Genomic DNA, 21808 nt, shown 5'->3' on the forward strand with positions numbered 1-21808 from the left:
TTGAATTGTTCTGGCAACCATAAATATGGATAGCCACTACCAAAGATAGAACGAACATTTTTTACACTGAATTTATTCGTATGCCATGTCGCATACTTTTTTTCTATTATCTATTGAATAACTAGCGAAAAAACTGTTATAGTGAGATTGTTTGTCTGACGTCTGACTAATTAAGATCTTTAGCTGTTCTTCTGAAATTGGAACATCAGGACAAAATATCACAGATACTTATGGAGGAACTTATGAGATACTTAATATCCCTTTGTGGATTGTTACTTGTTTTTGCCTTAGCTTTATTAATGAGTAAAAACAAAAAAGAAATAAAATATAAATATATAGTGATTATGTTGATCATCCAATTTTTATTGGCAGCTTTACTACTCAATACAACAGTTGGTTATGTTCTAATCAAAGGAATCACCAAAGTATTTGATCACTTATTGTCTTATGCAAATGCGGGTATATCCTTTGTGTTTGGTGGCTTAGCAAATGAAGGAGAATCTCCCTTCTTTTTAGCTGTTTTATTACCAATCGTCTTTATATCCGTCCTGATTGGAATCTTGCAACATTTCAAAATTCTTCCTTTCCTAATGAAATGGGTAGGATTATTTTTAAGCAAGGTAAGTGGCATGGGGAAATTGGAATCCTATAATGCTGTTGCTTCTGCTATGGTTGGCCAATCTGAAGTGTTCATTACTGTAAAAAAACAATTAGATAAAATTGCACCACAACGTATGTATACACTATGTGCTTCAGCTATGTCGACTGTGTCGATGTCAGTTGTTGGAGCTTATATGACGATGATTGAGCCAAAGTATGTCGTAACAGCCATTGTGTTAAACCTGTTTGGTGGTTTTATCATTGTTTCCATCATTAATCCCTATACTGTTGATGAAAAAGAAGATATCTTAACAATTGAAGATGAGCATAAGCAAGCGTTCTTTCAAATGATTGGTGAATATATTATGGATGGCTTCAAAGTAGCCATCATTGTTGGTGCTATGCTGATTGGTTTCGTAGCATTAATGGATTTAATCAATTCACTATTCGATATGATAATTGGTATATCGTTCCAAGAAATATTAGGCTATATCTTTGCACCAGTCGCTTTCCTAATGGGTATCCCATGGGCAGATGCTGTTGCTGCTGGCGGTATTATGGCAACCAAATTGGTGACAAACGAATTTGTTGCTATGATCAACCTTGGTGACGTTGCTGAATCCATGAGTGAACGTACACTAGGCATTATTTCTGTATTCCTCGTATCCTTTGCCAACTTTTCATCAATTGGTATTATTTCAGGAGCTGTAAAAGGTTTGAATGAAAGGCAAGGAAATGTCGTTGCTCGGTTTGGTTTAAAATTATTGTACGGCGCTACACTTGTAAGTATCCTAACAGCTATTATTGTTGGATTGATTATTTAAATTGAATAAGGAACTATTATTTGAACTGCACTCAGATAGCTGGGTGTAGTTTTTTCCTCATTTATCGCTATAAGGTTACTCCAAATTAAAAAATGTACATCACTAAAATTGAATTTAGTAATGTACATTTTTAATTTATATTTCTTTATTTCACGACAATATTGACAAGTTTGCCTGGAATAACGATGATTTTCACTAAGTTCTTTCCTGCCATGTATTCTTGAACTTTTTCATCAGCAAGCGCTACTTTTTCGATATCCTCTTTTGACGCTTCTTTCGCTACAACAATTTTCGCACGTACTTTACCAGCCACTTGCACGGCAATTTCCACTTCATCATCTACAAGTTTCGTTTCATCATATGTTGGCCATTGCTCGTATGAAAGTGTTGATTTATGCCCTAATCGTTGCCATAGTTCTTCTGCAATATGCGGAGCGATTGGTGCTATCATTTTAACAAAGCCTTCAGCATAAGCCGTTGGAATCACATCTGCTTTATAGCAATCATTGATAAAGACCATCATTTGTGAAATAGCTGTGTTAAAGCGGATGCCTTCATAATCCTCTGTCACTTTTTTCACTGTTTGGTGGTATGCTTTTTCAAGTGATTGATCGTTAGACACTTGGATTTTTGCTGACATTGCGCCATCTTCTTCATTGACAAATAGACGCCAGATACGGTCTAAGAAGCGGCGTGCTCCATCTAAACCATTTGTAGACCATGCAACAGATGCCTCAAGTGGTCCCATGAACATTTCATATAAACGTAATGTATCAGCACCATGTGACGTAATGATTTCATCTGGGTTGACGACATTGCCTTTCGATTTAGACATTTTCTCGTTACCTTCACCTAGAATCATTCCTTGGTTAAATAATTTTTGGAATGGCTCTTTCGTATGAACAACGCCTAAATCATACAGAACTTTATGCCAGAAGCGAGCGTAAAGTAAATGCAATACGGCATGCTCCGCGCCACCAATATAAATATCAACTGGTAACCATCGTTTTAGTAACGCTGGATCTGCAATGGCTTCTGTATTTGTAGGATCGATATAGCGTAAGAAGTACCAGCTAGAACCTGCCCACTGTGGCATTGTATTTGTTTCACGACGTCCTTTTTTGCCTGTTTCTGGATCGACAACATTCACCCATTCAGCAATATTAGCTAGCGGTGATTCACCAGTACCCGATGGACGAATATTATCTGTTTTTGGCAGCATTAATGGTAATTCTGATTCTGGAACTGGCGTAATCGTGCCATCTTCCCAATGAATCATTGGAATTGGTTCACCCCAATAACGCTGACGAGAGAATAACCAGTCACGTAGACGATAAGAAGTTTTCTTCTCTCCTACACCTTTTTCCTCTAACCATTCAATGGCTTTTGCAATGCCATCTGTTTTATTTAAGCCATTAAGGAATTCAGAGTTAATATGTTGACCATCACCTGTAAACGCTTCTTTACTAATGTCTCCACCTTCAAGTACAGGAACGATGTCTAAGCCAAATTCAGTCGCAAATTCATAGTCACGCTCGTCATGTGCTGGCACCGCCATAATAGCACCTGTACCATAAGACACTAACACATAGTCAGCAATCCAAATCGGCACTTTTTTACCGTTAATCGGATTCACTGCATAAGCACCTGTAAATACGCCTGTTTTTTCTTTCGCTAAATCTGTACGCTCTAGGTCAGATTTCATTTTAACTTTCTCTAAATAAGTCTCAACAGTTTGGCGTTGGTCAGCTGTTGTAATTTGTTCCACTAATTTATGCTCTGGTGCAAGCACACAGTATGTAGCACCAAATAATGTATCAGGGCGTGTTGTGAAAACGGTGAAGTTTTGATCTGAACCGTCAATGGTAAATGTCACTTCTGCCCCTTCTGAACGGCCAATCCAATTGCGCTGCATATCTTTAATAGACTCAGGCCAATCAACTTCTTCTAAGTCATCGATTAAACGATCAGCATAGGCTGTAATTTTAAGCATCCATTGCTTCATTGGTCGGCGTTCTACTGGATGACCACCACGCTCTGATTTCCCATCAATCACTTCTTCGTTAGCTAAGACCGTGCCAAGTGCTGGACACCAGTTAACAGCCACTTCATCCACATAAGCTAAACCTTTCTTATAAAGCTGGATAAAAATCCATTGTGTCCATTTATAATACTCTGGATCAGTCGTGTTAATTTCACGATCCCAATCATAGCTGAAGCCTAGCTCTTGAATTTGACGTTTAAATGTCGCAATATTTTTAGCTGTAAATTCAGCTGGATCATTCCCTGTATCAAGCGCATATTGCTCAGCTGGTAAACCGAAAGCATCCCAGCCCATTGGATGTAGTACATTGTAGCCTTGCATACGTTTAAAGCGCGATAGAATATCAGTTGCCGTATACCCTTCTGGATGGCCTACATGGAGTCCTGCGCCAGACGGATATGGGAACATATCTAATGCGTAAAATTTAGGCTTCTCTATTTCATTTTCAGTTTTGAATGTTTTGTTATCAGCCCAATATTGCTGCCACTTTTTTTCAATTTGTTCATGATTAAAACTCATTCTTTTTCCTCCTTCGATTGATCATGCTGCTCTCCATCATAATTGACAAAATATTTAAAAAATAAAAAAACTCGCCCCATTCTTAAAGAAGGGACGAGAGAATTTGTACTCCCGCGGTACCACCCAGATTAGTGATTACACTCGGCTCAAGCTTCCTTAACGCGGAAGAAACGACACACGCTGTTTCACGCGGGCAGACTCAGAAGGCGAGTTCAACTTGCTTTCTTACTAGCTCCCACCAACCGCTAGCTCTCTAAAAAGAACCACAAATCTACTATTCCTCATCACAGTCTTTACATGATATTGCATTTATTCTAATGGAAAGTATTGAAAAGCACAAGCCTTTGTTTACAGCTTACCCATTACTGAACAATTAATTCCTTTTTTTCCTTAGGCTTTGATAAATCCTTGCATTCATGAAATGCAAAATGTTGACATCCGATACATTGATTTGCGTTTAAATAATTGAAAGCCTTTGTAATCGCTTCTCCAGTATGTTGATAAAAATGTTGCGCACCTATTTTATCGTAAAGACCATTGTGCTGAAGAGCATCCTTTAAATCACCTTGCACACCCGTTACCAAAATAGTACCGCCCTGTGCCTTATAGTTTTCAATGATATTGCTAAAATATGCCTCTCCAGTAGAATCCATAAAGGGCACTTTCCCCATTCGTAATATCAAAACTCTTGGTTGCTGATGCAAAGTACTTTCAATTGTTTGTTCAAACATTTGTGCAGCACCAAAGAACAACGGCCCTTCAATTGTGTACATACTAATTTGCGGGCAATCATGCTGCTGATGCACAACATGTGGCTGTACCTTCTCACTTTTATTCGAATGGTCTGGAAGTACCTTCGTGACAACAAGCTTTTCACTCATGCGTTTCGCAAATAATAGCACAGCCAGCACAAGCCCCACTTCAACTGCTAATGTGAGACTAGTGAATACCGTTAATAAAAAGGTAATCAATAACACCAGTGAATCGCCTGATTTTAATTTTACGATATGTGCAAAATGATGTCGTTCACTCATATTCCAAGCTACGACCATCAAAACCGGAGCCATACTTGCTAACGGAATATGAGATGCATATGGAGCTAATAACAATAATGTGACTAAAACAAACACACCATGTATGATACCCGACATAGGAGATACTGCCCCTGTTTTTATATTGGTTGCTGTGCGTGCGATGGCCCCTGTTGCTGGAATACCACCGAACAAGGGCGTCACAATATTAGCAATCCCTTGACCAATTAGCTCACGATTACTGTTATGCTTACTATTTGTCATCCCATCCGCAACAACTGCGGATAATAGAGACTCAATGCCACCTAGCATCGCAATGACAAACGCTGGACCAATAAGTTGTTGTAATCGTTCAAGCGTGATGTTCGGTAAGGCAAAATGAGGTAATGTATTAGGAATTTGACCATAAGCTGTTGCAATGGTAGCAACTTGTCCTGAAAAGAAGAAAGTTGCCACAAGTGTAGAGACAACGATACCCGCTAATGCACCAGGAACCTTTGGAAAAAATTTTGGTGTGATCAATATTGTCACCAAGCATAGGACGGCAGTAAGAATACTATACATATTTGTCGTACCAAGCTGCTTCATGATTTCCTGAATATTGGCGATAAAATACTCGTGCCTTTTAACATTTGATAGTCCTAAAAAGTTGGCAATTTGACCTGTAAAAATAATCACAGCTATACCTGCTGTAAAGCCAACTGTTACAGGACGTGGAATAAACTTAATTAAAGTCCCTAGCTTAAAAAAGCCCATGACACAAAGCATAATCCCTGCCATTAAACCCGCAAGCAATAAATCTTCATAGCCATAAGTAAGAACAATGCCCAATAGAATTGGCACAAACGCCCCAGTTGGCCCTCCTATTTGATATTTGGATCCACCAAAAAGAGAAATAATAATACCTGCAATACATGCCGTATAGATCCCATATTCAGGTTTCACACCCGATGCGATGGCAAAGGACATGGCAAGTGGAATAGCAACGATTCCGACAATAATTCCTGACAATAAATCCTTCTTTACATGATGAACTGAATACCCTTCAAAGCGTCCTGTAAACAGTGACTTCATAGATAAATCTTCCCTTCGAAATAATAAGCAAAGCCCAATTTTTCATCATCATTGATTTACTTATTCTCTTCGTCACCTTCATTACTTGTCATTTCCTCTAATCTCGAAATGGTATGAACCAAATGGTTATTAAAAATATCCTTTGCCACCCCAAGTAATGCACCAATCATTGGGTCACTTAAAGAATAATAAACTTTTTTTCCTTCCTTCACGCCATAAACGATATTTTTGGCACGTAATACACTTAATTGCTGAGAAACTGCGGAACCCTCCTTCTCTAAGCAATCTTGAATCTCATTGACACTTTTATGACCATCCACAAGGAGTTCAAGTATTCTGATGCGTAACGGATGTGCTAATGCTTTAAAAAAATCCGCCTTAAACTGTTGTAAGCCCTCTTCCATAAAAACCCCTCCACATAACTACATATTCAAATATTTGAATATGTATGATTGTAATCCTGTCACAAGAATTTTTCAATATCTACTATTAAAAAAAGAGCAAAACCAAGTGCTTAACACTCGTTTTTGCTCTTTTCATTGCGACACGATTAATCTGTTACTATTTTGTTCTTCTTTAAAGGGTAATCGTAAGTTAGACATGGAATAATTGCCAATAGTACAATGACCACTAATGTTAAAACAAGAGGAATCATGCCAAATTGATCCACCATAATACCGCCAAATAGTGGACCAATCATCCGTCCTCCAGTGGCAGCACTATTGATAATGCCTTGATAGAACCCTTGTCGACCCTTTGGTGCCAGTTGATTAGCTATCGTTGGTAATGCCGGGGTATAAAACATTTCGCCAAATGTTAAGACAAGCATCGCTACTCCAAACATTTTAAAATCACTCGCAAAGGCAATAATGCCGAAGGAAAAAGCAATCAGCGTTACGCCAAATACTAACTGACGCTTTAAATTGTTTTCCCAACGCTTTACGAGCGGTGCAATGAGTGGTTGCCCAATGACAATCAGCAGGCCATTTATTGTCCAGAGTAGGCTATATTGTTTTAATCCTAATCCTAAATCTTGTGTATAAGATGAAATGGTTGCACTCCATTGAGAATACGCTAGCCAGCATAAAACGGAGGATGCACTAATTATTAACAAAGCATAGAAAGGTGCCTTGTTTACGATTCGTTTACTTTCGCTCAAGACATTTTTAGGTGCAATACTGCCTGCCTCCAAACGCTTAAATGTAAATAAGGCAATAAAAAAGAATAAAATATACATGCCTAAATTAACTTTAAACACATAGTCAAATTGATAATCTGCCACTATACCTGCAAGTGCTGGCCCTACTGCAACACCGACATTTTGTGCTAAATAGATAGTATTAAAAGCTTTACGTCCACCTTCTGGCCAAGCAGCTCCAGCCAAGGCAAACATTCCTGGGAAAACAATGCCCCCACTAAAGCCTAGTATCGTTAAAAACCACACATAATGTGGCCAGCCATGCCAAATTGTTAAGCCAACTAATGAAGCAATCGTTAACAGGATGCCAAGCATAATAGCTTTATAGCCACCAATTCTATCAAATAAATAGCCACCTAATAGATTGCCTAGTACTCCAGCAGCAGAATTCAGCATTAAGACAAAACCAGCCATTGCTAAAGATTTGCCTAAATAATCATGCATATAAATGGCATTCAAAGGCCATAAAAAAGAGTTGCCTGTTGTGTTCACAAGCATTCCGATAATTAAAAACCAAACACGTTTTGGCATAGGATGACCTCCATTATTTCGCTTCTCTAAATAGTTAGTGTATGCTGAAATACTTAAAAGCACAAGGAAAATAATTTTACCTTTTTTACAAGACTTCCATCCTATTTTCATTCGTATTTAGTTGCCCCCTGCTCTTGTTCCTTCCCATTTTTCTTCATCCAAATCATGATAATACCCTTCCCCCATGACGGAACGAAAAGCACATGATAGAATAGAGCGTTAGAGGAGTGAAATAAATGACAGAGATGAATTTTCCTTTTCCTTCAGAGGGGAAAAGATACTATACATGGAATCGCTATTTACGTAATCAATTTGGTCATAAAGTATTTAAAGTGGCATTAGACGCAGGCTTTGATTGCCCTAACCGTGATGGTACAGTCGCTTTTGGTGGCTGTACATTTTGCAGTGCTGCAGGTTCTGGTGATTTTGCTGGCAATAAGGTAGACCCAATCGATGTTCAATTTGCTGAAATCCGAGACAAAATGCATCAGAAATGGAAGGATGGCCAATACATGGCTTACTTCCAAGCTTACACAAATACACATGCTCCATTGCCGGTTTTAAAAGAAAAATTTGAAGCTGCTTTAGCGCAAGAAGGTGTTGTAGGTCTTTCTATTGCTACCCGTCCGGACTGTTTACCTGATGATGTTGTGGAATATTTAGCAGAGTTAAATGAGCGAACGTATTTATGGATTGAGCTTGGTCTTCAAACGGTGCATGAGAAAACGGCCAATCTTATTAATCGCGCCCATGATTATGCAACCTATGTAGAAGGCGTTGAAAAATTGCGTAAGCATGGCATTCGTGTTTGCTCACATATCATTAATGGTTTGCCTCTTGAAGACTATGACATGATGATGGAAACGGCACGAGCAGTCGCACAATTAGATGTCCAAGGCATTAAAATTCACTTACTTCATCTATTAAAAGGGACGCCCATGGTGAAGCAATATGAAAAAGGTATGCTAGAATTTTTAGATCAAGATGTGTATACAAAACTAGTAGCAGATCAATTAGAAATTTTACCACCAGAGATGGTCATTCATCGTATTACGGGTGATGGACCAATTGATTTAATGATTGGACCGATGTGGAGTGTCAATAAATGGGAAGTTTTGAATGGCATTGACGCTGAGCTTGAACGACGTGGTAGTTGGCAAGGGAAGTTTTATAAGGCTGAGGTTACGAAATGAAACTACAACGCGTTTTACAATATGCCCAGCAGCTACTAACGGATAGTATAGAAGAAGGAGATACGGTTGTTGATGCGACTGCAGGAAACGGTCATGACACGTTGTTTCTAGCACAACTTGTTGGGGATGAAGGACAAGTGTATGCCTTTGACGTCCAAAAAGAGGCGGTTGATGCGACACTCCTTCGACTTTTAGATCATGGTTTAGAACACCGCGCACTCGTTTTAAATAAAGGTCATGAAGAAGTCACACAGTTTGTACACAAGCCAGTAACTGCGGCTATTTTTAATCTTGGCTATTTACCTGGAAGCAACCATGATATTATTACAAGACCTAATACAACAATCCAAGCAATTGAAAATTTATTGAAGCTCTTGAAAGTGGGCGGTTTGATTGTTCTTGTTATTTATCATGGTCATCCAGGTGGAAAAGAAGAACGTGATAAGGTCATTGAATATGTAAGTCAGCTTCCACAAAAATATGTCCATGTCTTAAAATATGCATTTCTTAATCAACAAAATGATCCACCATTCGTCATTGCATTAGAGAAAATGAAAGAATATCCTATTTAATGATGACATGCTAAAAGGCGATCAACTAGTTTTATAGAAACTAGTTGATCGCCTTGCTCTTTATCTTTATCTACTTGTTATTACGTTTTTCATTATAGTCAATCCAGAAATCTGCACCTTTAATTCCTAGTTTACGAGGATCAAAGACTGGATCTTTTCCTTCTTTTTTCTGTTTCTCGTAATCTTTCAATGCGACAATAGCTGGTTTCATAATAATTAAAATAGCTATAACGTTAATCCAAACCATCAGACCAAGCCCTACATCGCCCATTGCCCACGCTAAACCAGACGTACGGATTGTACCATAGAAGGCTGCAACTAAAATGGCAATCTTCGCAATCCAAATGAAAATCTTTTCTGTACTACCTCTAAATAAATAAGCGACATTGGTTTCTGCAATATAGTAGTAAGCCATGATTGTTGTAAAGGCAAAGAAGAATAACGCAATGGCTACAAATGGAGCGCCAAAGCCAGGTAATGATGAGTCAACTGCATATTGTGTATACGCTGCACCTGCTTCAATACTTTTTGCAAAAGTCATTTGCTCATCGCCTGCTAATCCACCACTATTAAATTCTCCAACATGAATAAATGGATCTGCTCCTTCAGCTGCCTTCTCATCGTGTACATTGTACATACCAGTAAATAAAATCATAAATGCCGTAGCAGAACAAATTAATAATGTATCAATATACACAGATGCTGCTTGTACAATTCCTTGCTTAGCAGGATGCGATACTTCCGCAGCTGCTGCAGGGTGAGCCCCCGTTCCTTGACCAGCTTCATTGGAGTAAATTCCCCGTTTCACACCCCAAGCAATCGCTGAACCAATAATGCCGCCAAAAATTTCTTGAGCCCCAAAGGCACTAGAAAAAATTAAACCAAAAACTGTTGGTACTTGTGAAATATTCATAAAGATAATGACAATTGCCATAATGATATAAGCTAATGCCATAAACGGTACAATAATCTGGGCCGCATTTGCGATTGATTTAACACCCCCGATGATAATGGCACCTAATAAAACAACAATAATAAGTCCTGTGATCCATGTATCCAAACCGAAAGCGTTTTCAACAGCACCTGCAATGGCATTAGACTGCACACCAGGCATCAAAACTAACATTGCAATTAAAGCAGCCACAGCAAAAATTACTGCAAACCATTTTTGGCCCATTCCTTTTTCTATGTAAAAGGCCGGTCCACCACGATATTCTGTATCTTTCTCTTCTTTATAGATTTGAGCTAATGTTGACTCTACATACGCAGTTGCCGCACCAATGAAAGCAATTGCCCACATCCAAAAGACAGCACCAGGTCCTCCCATTCCAATCGCTGTCGCAGTACCAGCAATATTACCTGTACCTACACGTCCTGATAATGCGATAGACATTGCTTGGAATGAAGAGATTCCCTTTTCCGATTTTTCCCCTTTAAACATTAAAACAAACATATCTTTGATGTGTCGTACTTGTAGGAACCTCGTGATGATTGAGAAAAATAACCCAATCAATAAAATACCGTAAATAAACCATGGTCCCCATAAAATCCCATTCAATTTCTCCACAATTACATCCATTTTACCCCTCCAATTTTGAAATACCTTACTTTAAGTCATTATAGTATTACACTTTTCAGAAAATTACAATATTATTTTCAAGTAACAATATTTAAGTAAGTAACCTAGTAAATGGAAGGGTATAAAACTATTTAATTATATAACCAATTCTTCGAAGAGCATTATTAATAAAATCACGTATATACATAAAAATCTCTTCACGCTCTCCCTCATGAAATAAATTATGATAACAATTTTCCCATTCTTTAAACTGAAATTCCGTAAATTCTTGTTGATGTAGCCAGTTTCGAGTTTGGCGTGTGTCCGTAATTTTATCTTTCTCAGCCGTCATAATGAGCATAGGCATATTTGGCATTTCACCTTTAGGCAGCATCACTAAATTTTTCATCATCTGCTGAAGCTCTCGATACCATTTCACAGAAACAACAGACATGAGCGGTACATCATCTTTCATTTCTTCTCTACCTTCAACATTACGCGTTAATTTCTCTAAAGTAATGTCATGTGTCAATTTGACATTGGCTGTTAATGCACTTAAACTCGTTAAAGCATTTGTTAATTTACCTGGTAATAGCTTTAGTTGCAACCAAGGTGATGTTAAAATAATACCCGCACATTCATATTGCCTCTTTTGCATTGTATGGAGAATTAATGTTGCGCCTAGCCCATGCCCTATTACAAAAGTTGGTAAATTATATGAAAAAGCATTCTCAATCAGATTTCTTGTATATTTATTGTACAATTTGAAGTCCTCATCATGGACACGGGCAAACCTTGCATCCACCCCATGATTCGGTAAATCTCCCATGACTATGTGGAAGCCTTCCAATCTTAATTTTTCTATCAGCCATGCGTACCAACGGTGATTTTCATAAGCACCATGAAGAATAGCAATCACAGCTTTTGCTTGTCCATCAGCTTCCCATTTCCACATTTACATAGTCCTCCTAAAAAATAATTACACTTTAATTATAGCGAAATAAATAGCACATTTTAATTTTATATTTCCATAAAGTTGCGTATTTGATACGATAATACTACATTATAGAAAGAAAAGAGGCGATTTTCATGATTTATCCATTTAAAGATAAAATGCCAAAGATCGATCCGTCCGTTTTCATTGCTGATTACGCAACTGTTACGGGCGATGTAACAATTGGTGCCGAAACAACCATTTGGTTTAATACGGTTATTCGTGGTGATGTTTCCTCAACGATTATTGGTAAACGTGTCAGTATCCAGGATCTTTGCTGCTTACACCAAAGCCCAAAGTATCCGCTCATTATTGAAGATGAGGTAACAGTTGGACACCAAGTCACTTTACATAGTTGTACAATTCGCAAAAATGCCTTAATTGGTATGGGTTCCATTATTTTAGACGGAGCTGAGATTGGAGAAGGTGCATTTATTGGAGCAGGAAGCCTAGTACCTCCTGGTAAAGTCATTCCTCCGAATAGTTTAGCATTAGGCCGTCCAGCAAAAGTTGTCCGTGAATTAAATGCAGAAGATAAAGAGGATATGGAACGCATCGTACGAGAATACGCAGAAAAAGGTCAATACTATAAATCGCTTCAGAAATAACTAACATACACAAAAAATCAATACTAACGAAAAAATCCCTCGCGTTTCCGTGTAACGAATTTGTTCACGAATCCTAGCGAGGCATTTTTTGTAAAAAAACAAAAGGGGCAATGTTGCCCCTTTTCTTATTAATACATTAGAATAATTTTCTAACGACTTCATTACTTTAGTTCAATAGTTTATAAACGTGCTTTTTCTCGTAGTGCATCTGCTTTATCAATTTGTTCCCATGGTACATTTAAATCTGTACGACCAAAATGTCCATACGCAGCCGTTTGTTTATAAATTGGACGACGTAAATCAAGCATTTTAATGATACCTGCTGGGCGTAAATCGAATAGCTCGCGTACCCATTCTACGATCTCACTTTCTTTCGCTTTACCTGTACCAAATGTATCTACCGCAATAGAAACAGGCTGAGCTACGCCAATTGCATAGGCAAGTTGTACTTCAGCACGTTCTGCTAAGCCCGCTGCTACGATATTTTTCGCTACATAACGTGCCGCATATGCCGCTGAACGGTCTACCTTTGTTGCATCCTTACCAGAGAATGCACCACCACCGTGACGTGCATAACCACCGTATGTATCAACAATGATTTTACGTCCTGTTAAACCAGCATCTCCTTTTGGCCCACCGATTACGAAACGGCCAGTTGGGTTGATGAAGTATTTCGTGTTAGCATCTAATAATTCACTTGGCACGACTGGAGCAATAACAAATTCTTTTAAATCCGCTTGAATTTGTTCAAGTGTTGCTTCTTCATCATGCTGTGTTGAAATAACAATTGTATCCACGCGAACGGGTACATTATTGTCATCATATTCAATCGTTACTTGCGTTTTCCCATCAGGACGTAAATAGGCAAGTTCACCTGATTTACGTACTTCTGTTAAACGGCGTGCTAATTTGTGTGCTAAGCTAATTGGTAATGGCATTAGCTCTGGTGTTTCATTACATGCATAGCCAAACATTAAGCCTTGGTCACCAGCACCTATTGCTTCAATATCCGCATCTGTCATAGAGCCTTCACGTGCCTCTAATGCTTGATCAACACCTTGTGCAATATCAGGTGATTGTTCACCAATCGCCACAAGCACCGCTAAGTTTTCAGCATCAAAGCCATATTTACCTCGTGTGTAGCCTATTTCTGCTACAGTGTCACGAACAATACCTTTAATATCTACGTAAGTAGAGGTAGTAATTTCTCCTGCTACTAATACTAACCCTGTTGTTACAGTTGTTTCACACGCTACACGTGCATTTGGATCTTCTGCTAAAATAGCATCTAAAATGGCATCCGAGATTTGGTCACAAATCTTATCTGGATGTCCTTCTGTTACACTCTCTGATGTAAACAGTCGACGGTTTGTCATTTGGTTTTCCTCCTAAATACTCTTACAATAAGTAGTTGTGTATGAATACGGTACTCATTACCCATGTCAAGTCCGCTCCTAAGGATTGAACTCTCAAGCCGTTACTGCTGCTTTTAACACGAGGATTTCGAAAGATCCGTCATTATAATAAGGAAAGAACTACATATACTTACCTTTACATTGATTTTTAACAATAAAAAAATCCTTTTCTCACGTTACTTTACATGAGGAAAGGAATAATGACTGCGTAACCTTTCACTCTTATCGTTCAAGGGATGTTCCCTTGCATCAGGTTGGCACCAACGCATGTCGTGAAATAGTTCATGCAGGTTGCCGGGTTTCACAGGGCCTGACCCTCCACCAGCTCGGGATAAGAGTATCCGTTCAATCTCATGTTACTGAAAAGGTCGAACGTTGTCAAATATTTTCTTATGTATTACTGTATAAAAAGGAAAGAACAGATTAAACAAAAACTTTTCATACTTGGATGATGATGTAAATAGAAGCAAATTAATCCCTACAACATACCTAGCTACTTGTGGTAACATATGTGTGGCTCAATTTTCGCGCCTAATTACTGTAGGATTGATGGTATTCTACTCGAAAAACATTATTTTTTGTCAGTTTATTGAAAAGTGATAAAAACTCTAAAATAATTTCTTAATTAGTATAGATTATTTAAGCAATTGTGTTATACTATTTTTGAAATTAAGAAAAAATCCCTCTAAATCAAGGGAATACTATAAAAAAGGATGGTATTTAATCGATGAATTCAGTAGAAATTGCAAACGAACTGAAGGAATTATTAAACGGCGGTAACATTAATGTTCAACTTTCAGTACCACAATTAGCAGAAAAAGCTACCTCTCGTGGTGAAGCAATGTTAACAGTAGATGGCGCAGTTCGTGCAGAAACTGGCAAATACACTGGTCGTTCACCTAAAGATAAATATACGGTAGAAGAAGAAAGCACAAAAGATCAAATTGACTGGGGTAAAGTCAACCAACCAATCTCCTCTGAAGTGTTCGATAACCTATACGTAAAAGTAATAAAATATTTAAAAGAACGTGACGAGTTATTCGTATTCAAAGGCTTTGCAGGTGCTGACAAAGATTCACAATTAAGCATTCAAGTCATTAATGAATACGCTTGGCACAATCTTTTTGCTCATCAATTATTTATCCGTCCAACAGCAGATGAATTAGCTTCTCATGTTGCCGACTTCACTGTCATCTCAGCTCCTAACTTTAAAGCAGATCCTGCGGTTGATGGTACTGCTTCTGAAACATTCATCATCGTATCACTTGAAAAGAAAATTATCTTAATTGGTGGTACTGAATATGCTGGTGAAATGAAAAAATCTATCTTCGGTATCATGAACTACTTATTACCACAACAAGGTATTCTTTCCATGCACTGCTCAGCAAACGTTGGTGAAGCTGGCGATGTGGCATTATTCTTCGGTCTATCTGGTACTGGTAAAACGACATTATCAGCTGATCCAGATCGTAAGCTAATCGGTGACGATGAACATGGTTGGTCTGCTAATGGTGTGTTCAACATTGAAGGTGGTTGCTATGCAAAAACAATCAACCTTTCTGCTGAAAAAGAACCAGAAATCTACAATGCAATCCGCTTCGGCTCTGTTTTAGAAAACGTAGCTGTTGATCCAGAAACTCGTATTTGTGACTATGATGATGGTTCACTAACAGAAAATACACGTGTAGCTTATCCAATCCAATACATCGAAAATATTGTTGATCCTTCTGTTGCAGGTCATCCAAAAACAATCATCTTCCTAACAGCTGATGCATTTGGCGTGTTACCTCCAATCAGTAAATTAACAAAAGAGCAAGCAATGTATCACTTCCTAAGCGGTTTCACTTCTAAACTTGCTGGAACTGAACGTGGTGTTACTGAGCCAGAACCAGTATTCTCTACTTGCTTCGGTTCACCATTCCTTCCACTTCCTGCAACAGTATACGCAGAAATGTTAGGACAAAAAATTGACGAGCACGGCGCACAAGTATTCCTAGTGAACACTGGTTGGACTGGTGGCGAATATGGTACAGGTAGCCGTATGAAACTTTCTTACACACGTACAATGGTACGTGCAGCAATCGATGGTAAATTAGCAGGTGTTGAAACGACACAAGATGCTGTGTTTGGTTTACACATTCCAACAGCGGTTGAAGGTGTACCTTCAGAAGTGTTAAACCCTCGTGAAGCTTGGGCAGATAAAGCTGCATACGATGCAAAAGCTGCTGAGCTTGCAGGCTTATTCAACGAAAACTTCAAGAAATTCTCAAACGTTTCTGAAGCTATCACTACACTTGGTGGCCCATTAAAATAACGACTAAATAAAAGACAAAGGGAACAAATTATTCGTTCCCTTTGTCTTTTTGTTTTCTTCTATGCTTTATTGTTGTTTCATCCACTTGCAAAGAGCACGAACAGTTTCACGATTTTTTGCTGGTGGATATTGATGTGCGTAGTTAAGATCATACCACGTTTCGAATGATTTATTTGCATCCTCTAAAAAAAATGCCAACTGTCTGGCATGTTCTATATCCACATTTTCATCACGATAGCCATGAATGATCAGTACAGGAGCTGTTATCTGCTCTATCTCAAATAGTGGCGTTCGCGCATCATACGCTTCTGGGACACGATTCGGTGTTCCTCCAATAATGCGTTTCATCATCCTTCGCATATCTGTGCGTTCCCAATAAGTGGCCGTTGCATCCGAAACACCTGCCCATGTGACAACCGAGGTAATATCTTTTCTTAAAATGGCTGTCCAAAGAGCCATAATTCCCCCACGAGAAAAGCCAAAAACATGGATATTGTCATTACAGTATTGCTTGAGTACATCTACGGCATAGACAGCATCATAACGATCTGCCCCTGCAAACTCGTCGCGACCCTCTCCACCACGATTTCCACGATAGTATGGGGCAAAGACGATAAAGCCCTGCGCCGCAAATTGAGCAATACGAGAGGGTCTTACCATTCCAATGCTTTGCATGCCACCTCTTAAATATAAAAAGCCATCATATGTACCTTCTGTCTTTGGTTCCGCTAATAATCCTTTTATACGTAAGCCCTGTGATAGATAGGTTATTTCTGTTAGTCGTATGGCTGGATTGGGTGAGGGATAGGCACGTTTTTCCACAATTTCACCCTTGTATGTCACGGTCTTTCAACTCCTCCAGCATTTTCTTCATTCCCTCATCCTTCATATGAAAACTCAAGTTAGGATGCTGGGTAAATTCTTCATCTGTTAACCAAAGCATGCCTGACGTTTCTAAATCAAATTCGATGTCCTCTTGCGCTAAAAATTGTGCAGTGAAAACGGTTTTACAAAAAACGATTTCATCATGCACTGCATACTCTGCGAACCATTGAAGATTTTTCACATGAACACCCGTTTCTTCAAAAACTTCTCGAATCGCCGCCTCCTCTAATGTTTCGCCTTCTTCTAATTTCCCCCCTGGTACTTCTACACCACGTCGTTTATGAACCGTACATAACCATTTATTTTCATGCTTTAAAAGGACAAGGACGTGTTTAGGTTCTACTTTAAATTCGCCTCTTGTAAAACTCAAATCTACTTGTAGGCCATGTAAATCTGTAAATGTTAACATCTCTTCAACCTCACGTTCTTTCTTGTTGCAAAACAAAAGTTACTCTCTTCTTCATTACTTCTATATTTATGGACAGAATTTAATCATCATTCCTATTCCTATTCCTATTCCTATTCCTATTCCTATTCCTATCTATAATAACTATAGTGTAATTCTACAAAGACAAGCAACTCTAAACTACAGTCTGGTAAAGCATGTAAAAAAGCGTGCTTCCTAGGAAGACACGCTTTTCCATAGTGTTGAAAAACAAAACAGTCGATTGAAAGGTAGAAATGGATTTCCGTTGCAGGCTACTTGCTTTCCTGTGGGCGAGCGCCGAGCTGCTTCCTCTGCTACCGCTCCGTGCAGGGGCTCACCTGTCTCGCTATGATCTGACCCCAAAAATATAAACTTTTTTACGAAGCTTTTCGATACTCAACGGGACTTTTTCCGTTGAGTTTTCTTTTAATCCGCTCATGATTGTAATAGTAAATATACTCTGCTAATGCTTTTGTAAATTCTACATAGTTTTTAAACGTAGTTGTGTACAGAAATTCTGATTTCAGAATACCAAAAAAGCTTTCTATCACGGCATTATCTAAACAATTTCCTTTCCGTGACATACTTTGCTTGATTTCATGTGTTGCCAATAACGCTTTAAAACGTGGTATTTGATATAACCATCCTTGATCAGAATGAATGATTAAGCCACTCTTTTTCGATAACTTTGTATACATAAACGCCTTTTTAAAAGACTGTTGAACTAACTCAAAATTAGGTGATTTTGATACCTCATATCCAACGATCTCTCGATTGAATAAATCTAATACAGCCGATACGTAGATTTTTTGACCGTTTATTTTAAACTCTGTGACATCGGTTACCCATTTCTGATTGGGTGCAGAGGCTTCAAAATCACGTTGGAAGACATTCTCTGCGACATAGCCGACTGTTCCTTTATACGAACGATATTTTTTAGGGCGTACTGTCCCTTTTAAGCCCAATTCTTTCATCAATCGTTGGACCGTTTTATGGTTGATGAAAATCCCTTCATTTCGGAGGGCAAGACAAATACGACGATAGCCATAACGCCCCTTATGGTGATGAAAAAGTATCTGGATTCGTTCTTTAATCGCCTGATATTTATCTGGTTTTACCCATTTTTGAAGATGATAATAATACGTACTTTTCTTAAGTTTCGCGACTTTTAATAGAGCTTGAAGTGGAAATTCCAGCCTTAGCTCATACACAGCTCTCACTTTTTCTTTGGTTTGAAGGCTTCCTTTTCTTGAACTAAGGCTTTCAACTTTTTTAAATAGGCATTTTCCATCCGTAAATACTCAATTTCCGCTTTTAACTCTTCCGTTGTTTTTTCATTTAAATCGGACGAAGGTGGTTGTTTTTTTGGCATTGATCGGTGCTCCTTTTCTATTTGATAGAGCACCTCTCCAGCCTTAGACATCCATTGTTTTTTCCATCTCCGAATGGTTTCACGAGAAGGAATATTAAACTTCGCAGCAGTCTGAAGGAGCGAATCGCCCGTCTCTATCAGGTGTTGAATTACTTTTATTTTAAAAGAATCTTCGTAATTCGTGAACCCTTGAGGACGAATAATTCCTTCAATGCCATGATAGCGATATAATTCAATCCATAATCGAATGTACTGTCGATCCCTCTTTAATCGATTGGCAATCTGATACGTACTTTCCTTTTCTTCAATGTAAGCTAGAACTGCGGCTAACTTTTGTTCATCAGAAATCACTAACTGCACCCCCTATATTAAATTTTTCAAGTCCAATATTTTGGGTGCAGTTCACTATCCCACGGGAGTCAAGTAGCCTTCCACTCCAATCCCATAAATATTTAACTTTTTAGCAAAGGTTTTCAGATAAAGTAAAGGTGTTCCCTACTCTTTATTGAGGGGTGTTGTCATACATCACTTCTCCACATTGAAAATAAAAATCCTATCCCCCTAAGAATACAGGTATTGGGCTATTTGATTGCTATGCTAGTATGAAAAATAGTAAAGACACTTTGCAGAATGGTTGATTGGAGTGGAGCCAGCGTTACTCCTAGGGGATTTTGCGTCACTGATGAGACCCTGGAGCGAACGGAAGTGAGTGAAGCGGCTCATCGGACGCCCCCTGGAAAGGACGCTGGCGGAACGGAAATCAACCCCTCACCTTGCTAAAAGGTCTTTTTCTGCTAGTGACATGATCTTTTTTCAACAACATAGAAAAGCGTGCTTCCTAGGAAGACACGCTTTTCTTTAAATTACTTGCTGACCGTCAAAGTAGACGATAGGGCTTTTCACAACACAGTCGATATGAACATCTGACGCATTGGCTCCACCGAATGGCGCATTACTGCCAAAAGCAATATGGATTGTCCCATATACCTTCTCATCCTCTAATACATTGCCACATAGGATGGCACTTTTATTGGCTCCGATGCCAAACTCTGCAATGATTCTACCATTTCCTTCACCAAGTAAGGCCAGTAGACGTGGACCATCAGGACCAATTGCTTCTTCTAAACGACCATTCTTAATTTTTAATAATAATGGCTCCTTTAAGACACCGATATTAGCAATAGAACCATCTACTAAAATCTCTCCATTTGCAGATGTTTCAATTGGCGCAATATATGATTCTCCTGAAGGAATGTTCCCGTACTCACCAGGTTGACGAATAACACCTGTGGATCGAATTCCTAAACGGCCTTCTACACTAAATGTCAGCTCATGGCCATCCTTGACAATGCGAATATCTTTTGCCGTATCAAGTAAAAGGACATATTTTTCTACCATGGCTTCAATCTCCTGTGCATCTGCATGAAGGGCACCTTGCTCCAGCATCTCCAATGTCACACCTGGCATTGTCGCTACACGTCCGCCCTTTTCACAGGCATATTTACGAGCCATTGTATGTGTTAAGGAGTGGGAGGTAATACAAAGTGTAACATCCGCATTCGCCATAAGCTCAGAAACTGCATGGATGGGCTCCTGTCCAGATTTGTCTAACAGGGGCATCACCATGAGCATTGTATTTGCTGTAATTGACAGTCCAGCTTCATAAAAGATTTTTGCGATGTCTTGTTTGTGACTATCTGTCAAAATTAATAGTGACTCTGATGATTGAACATTTAAATTGCCTTTTAAAACATTTAGTGCAATGTCATGTAAATGCTGCATAATAGGACTCCTTAATTAAAATTCAAATGATATCTACGAATAATTCCTTCTATTTCATTTCTAGCTTCCGTCAGAGGTCCCAAAAACTCTGGAACACGTTGCTCTGTAAAACGATAGATTGGTCCAGAAACGGTAATAGATGCTACGACCTGTTCTTCACTATTGAATATAGGCATAGCTAGCGCCAATACATCAACAGAATACTCACTATTACTAAGGGCATAGCCGCATGATCGAATTTTTTCTAGCTCTGCCCGTATTTCTGTAGCATCTGTCATCGTATTATTCGTATAAGCTGTTAACGGTTCATCTATGACCTTTGCAATTTGCTCTTCATTTAAAAAAGCAAGCATCGAACGATAAGATGCTCCTACATAAAGTGGCGATCTACTTCCTCTTGAAACTGTAAATTTCACCTTATTTACAGGTTCTGCTTTTAGTAAAGTTAACGCTTCCAGTCCATTCAGTACGGTAAAAATGGCTGTTTCGCCAGTGACATCCTTTAATTTATCAAGAACTGGCATACATAGCTGATCTATGTTTAATGAATCATACATATTCATACCTATTTCCCATAATGCTATACCAAGTGAATATTTTTTCGTTATAGGATCTTTTGTAATAAACCCATTATTTTCGAAGGTTTCAAGAATGCGATATAAATTTGTATGATTCATATTCATCGCCAGTGCTAACTCTCGTCCACCCCATGTTGGCTTTTCCTTTGTAAACATTTTTAAAACCGCAATTGATAAATTTAATGTCTTTAGCATATCTCTCATCCTTCTGATCTATTTATCTGTACAAACGGCTGCAAATCTCTCTCTTAAGGGGGAAATAATCGACAGATTTAGCAGCCGTCAGCAC

Annotated in this window: 18 protein-coding genes, 1 riboswitch and 1 other annotated feature; of the genes, 5 read left to right on the forward strand and 13 right to left on the reverse strand. The window is 38.6% G+C overall.

The features are described from left to right. Positions 1–242 precede the first annotated feature (242 nt). A complete protein-coding gene (locus MHB40_RS18920; RefSeq protein WP_279381303.1) occupies positions 243–1424 on the forward strand; it encodes a nucleoside transporter C-terminal domain-containing protein in 1182 nt (393 codons plus the stop codon). A 145-nt stretch (positions 1425–1569) separates the two neighbouring features. On the opposite strand, the gene leuS is transcribed toward MHB40_RS18920, so the two are convergent. From leuS to MHB40_RS18940, 4 genes are all read right to left on the reverse strand, one after another. Then, the gene (leuS, locus tag MHB40_RS18925; RefSeq protein WP_342533218.1) at positions 1570–3987 is read right to left on the reverse strand and encodes a leucine--tRNA ligase; all 2418 of its coding nucleotides are present in this window, start codon (positions 3985–3987) and stop codon (positions 1570–1572) included. A gap of 86 nt (positions 3988–4073) precedes the next feature. Next, positions 4074–4284: a binding site (T-box leader), on the reverse strand. A 65-nt stretch (positions 4285–4349) separates the two neighbouring features. Then, positions 4350–6092: a sulfate permease gene (gene sulP / locus MHB40_RS18930; protein WP_342533219.1), complete on the reverse strand. Its 1743-nt coding sequence runs from the start codon at positions 6090–6092 to the stop codon at positions 4350–4352. 56 nt (positions 6093–6148) lie between these two features. Beyond that, a complete protein-coding gene (locus MHB40_RS18935) occupies positions 6149–6496 on the reverse strand; it encodes a metalloregulator ArsR/SmtB family transcription factor (RefSeq protein WP_205445095.1) in 348 nt (115 codons plus the stop codon). A gap of 146 nt (positions 6497–6642) precedes the next feature. Next, positions 6643–7821, reverse strand: coding sequence for an MFS transporter (locus MHB40_RS18940; protein ID WP_342533220.1), 1179 nt, complete (start codon positions 7819–7821; stop codon positions 6643–6645). 236 nt (positions 7822–8057) lie between these two features. Here MHB40_RS18940 and MHB40_RS18945 point away from each other — a divergent pair, with 236 nt between their 5' ends. Both MHB40_RS18945 and MHB40_RS18950 read left to right on the forward strand, forming a co-directional pair. Further along, entirely contained in the window at positions 8058–9014 is a 957-nt protein-coding gene (locus MHB40_RS18945; protein WP_205445098.1) for a TIGR01212 family radical SAM protein, read from the forward strand. Then, on the forward strand, positions 9011–9586 hold the full coding sequence (locus MHB40_RS18950) for a class I SAM-dependent methyltransferase (protein ID WP_342441332.1): 576 nt from the start codon (positions 9011–9013) through the stop codon (positions 9584–9586). The genes MHB40_RS18945 and MHB40_RS18950 overlap by 4 nt, the downstream gene beginning before the upstream one ends. Positions 9587–9656: 70 nt before the next feature. On the opposite strand, the gene MHB40_RS18955 is transcribed toward MHB40_RS18950, so the two are convergent. Together MHB40_RS18955 and MHB40_RS18960 are read right to left on the reverse strand one after the other, a co-directional pair. After that, the gene (locus MHB40_RS18955) at positions 9657–11165 is read right to left on the reverse strand and encodes an alanine/glycine:cation symporter family protein (protein WP_342441333.1); all 1509 of its coding nucleotides are present in this window, start codon (positions 11163–11165) and stop codon (positions 9657–9659) included. A gap of 127 nt (positions 11166–11292) precedes the next feature. After that, a complete protein-coding gene (locus MHB40_RS18960; RefSeq protein WP_205445104.1) occupies positions 11293–12099 on the reverse strand; it encodes an alpha/beta hydrolase in 807 nt (268 codons plus the stop codon). 134 nt (positions 12100–12233) lie between these two features. Here MHB40_RS18960 and MHB40_RS18965 point away from each other — a divergent pair, with 134 nt between their 5' ends. After that, positions 12234–12746, forward strand: coding sequence for a gamma carbonic anhydrase family protein (locus MHB40_RS18965; protein ID WP_342441334.1), 513 nt, complete (start codon positions 12234–12236; stop codon positions 12744–12746). A 179-nt stretch (positions 12747–12925) separates the two neighbouring features. Here MHB40_RS18965 and metK read toward each other — a convergent pair whose 3' ends face one another. After that, positions 12926–14122: a methionine adenosyltransferase gene (gene metK, locus MHB40_RS18970; protein WP_205445107.1), complete on the reverse strand. Its 1197-nt coding sequence runs from the start codon at positions 14120–14122 to the stop codon at positions 12926–12928. 258 nt (positions 14123–14380) lie between these two features. Then, a riboswitch (SAM riboswitch) is annotated at positions 14381–14499 on the reverse strand. Positions 14500–14888: 389 nt separating this feature from the next. Between metK and pckA the strand changes: the two genes are divergently transcribed. Then, positions 14889–16475 carry a phosphoenolpyruvate carboxykinase (ATP) gene (gene pckA, locus MHB40_RS18975; protein ID WP_205445109.1) on the forward strand — a complete coding sequence of 529 codons (1587 nt, stop codon included), beginning with the start codon at positions 14889–14891 and terminating at the stop codon, positions 16473–16475. A 66-nt stretch (positions 16476–16541) separates the two neighbouring features. Here pckA and MHB40_RS18980 read toward each other — a convergent pair whose 3' ends face one another. From MHB40_RS18980 to MHB40_RS19005, 6 genes are all read right to left on the reverse strand, one after another. Then, complete coding sequence (locus MHB40_RS18980; protein ID WP_342533221.1) at positions 16542–17318, reverse strand: prolyl oligopeptidase family serine peptidase; 777 nt, start codon at positions 17316–17318, stop codon at positions 16542–16544. Next, positions 17302–17769: an NUDIX domain-containing protein gene (locus tag MHB40_RS18985; protein ID WP_342533222.1), complete on the reverse strand. Its 468-nt coding sequence runs from the start codon at positions 17767–17769 to the stop codon at positions 17302–17304. The genes MHB40_RS18980 and MHB40_RS18985 overlap by 17 nt, the downstream gene beginning before the upstream one ends. Positions 17770–18164: 395 nt before the next feature. Beyond that, positions 18165–19007: an IS3 family transposase gene (locus MHB40_RS18990; protein WP_342440641.1), complete on the reverse strand. Its 843-nt coding sequence runs from the start codon at positions 19005–19007 to the stop codon at positions 18165–18167. Beyond that, positions 19004–19510, reverse strand: coding sequence for a helix-turn-helix domain-containing protein (locus tag MHB40_RS18995; protein WP_342440642.1), 507 nt, complete (start codon positions 19508–19510; stop codon positions 19004–19006). The genes MHB40_RS18990 and MHB40_RS18995 overlap by 4 nt, the downstream gene beginning before the upstream one ends. 507 nt (positions 19511–20017) lie before the next feature. Continuing rightward, positions 20018–20941 carry an aminopeptidase gene (locus tag MHB40_RS19000; protein WP_342441335.1) on the reverse strand — a complete coding sequence of 308 codons (924 nt, stop codon included), beginning with the start codon at positions 20939–20941 and terminating at the stop codon, positions 20018–20020. Between the two features lie 11 nt (positions 20942–20952). After that, positions 20953–21714, reverse strand: coding sequence for an IclR family transcriptional regulator (locus tag MHB40_RS19005; protein ID WP_205445114.1), 762 nt, complete (start codon positions 21712–21714; stop codon positions 20953–20955). Positions 21715–21808 lie beyond the last annotated feature (94 nt).

Source organism: Lysinibacillus sp. FSL K6-0057, from assembly GCF_038630885.1.
Lineage (GTDB): Bacteria > Bacillota > Bacilli > Bacillales_A > Planococcaceae > Lysinibacillus > Lysinibacillus fusiformis_F.

Bases quoted from the DNA above. Each gene is read 5' to 3' on its own strand.
- MHB40_RS18920 (WP_279381303.1), top strand. From the start codon at position 243: ATGAGATACTTAATATCCCTTTGTGGATTGTTACTTGTTTTTGCCTTA.
- leuS (WP_342533218.1), bottom strand. From the start codon at position 3,987: ATGAGTTTTAATCATGAACAAATTGAAAAAAAGTGGCAGCAATATTGG.
- sulP (WP_342533219.1), bottom strand. From the start codon at position 6,092: ATGAAGTCACTGTTTACAGGACGCTTTGAAGGGTATTCAGTTCATCAT.
- MHB40_RS18935 (WP_205445095.1), bottom strand. From the start codon at position 6,496: ATGGAAGAGGGCTTACAACAGTTTAAGGCGGATTTTTTTAAAGCATTA.
- MHB40_RS18940 (WP_342533220.1), bottom strand. From the start codon at position 7,821: ATGCCAAAACGTGTTTGGTTTTTAATTATCGGAATGCTTGTGAACACA.
- MHB40_RS18945 (WP_205445098.1), top strand. From the start codon at position 8,058: ATGACAGAGATGAATTTTCCTTTTCCTTCAGAGGGGAAAAGATACTAT.
- MHB40_RS18950 (WP_342441332.1), top strand. From the start codon at position 9,011: ATGAAACTACAACGCGTTTTACAATATGCCCAGCAGCTACTAACGGAT.
- MHB40_RS18955 (WP_342441333.1), bottom strand. From the start codon at position 11,165: ATGGATGTAATTGTGGAGAAATTGAATGGGATTTTATGGGGACCATGG.
- MHB40_RS18960 (WP_205445104.1), bottom strand. From the start codon at position 12,099: ATGTGGAAATGGGAAGCTGATGGACAAGCAAAAGCTGTGATTGCTATT.
- MHB40_RS18965 (WP_342441334.1), top strand. From the start codon at position 12,234: ATGATTTATCCATTTAAAGATAAAATGCCAAAGATCGATCCGTCCGTT.
- metK (WP_205445107.1), bottom strand. From the start codon at position 14,122: ATGACAAACCGTCGACTGTTTACATCAGAGAGTGTAACAGAAGGACAT.
- pckA (WP_205445109.1), top strand. From the start codon at position 14,889: ATGAATTCAGTAGAAATTGCAAACGAACTGAAGGAATTATTAAACGGC.
- MHB40_RS18985 (WP_342533222.1), bottom strand. From the start codon at position 17,769: ATGTTAACATTTACAGATTTACATGGCCTACAAGTAGATTTGAGTTTT.
- MHB40_RS19000 (WP_342441335.1), bottom strand. From the start codon at position 20,941: ATGCAGCATTTACATGACATTGCACTAAATGTTTTAAAAGGCAATTTA.
- MHB40_RS19005 (WP_205445114.1), bottom strand. From the start codon at position 21,714: ATGCTAAAGACATTAAATTTATCAATTGCGGTTTTAAAAATGTTTACA.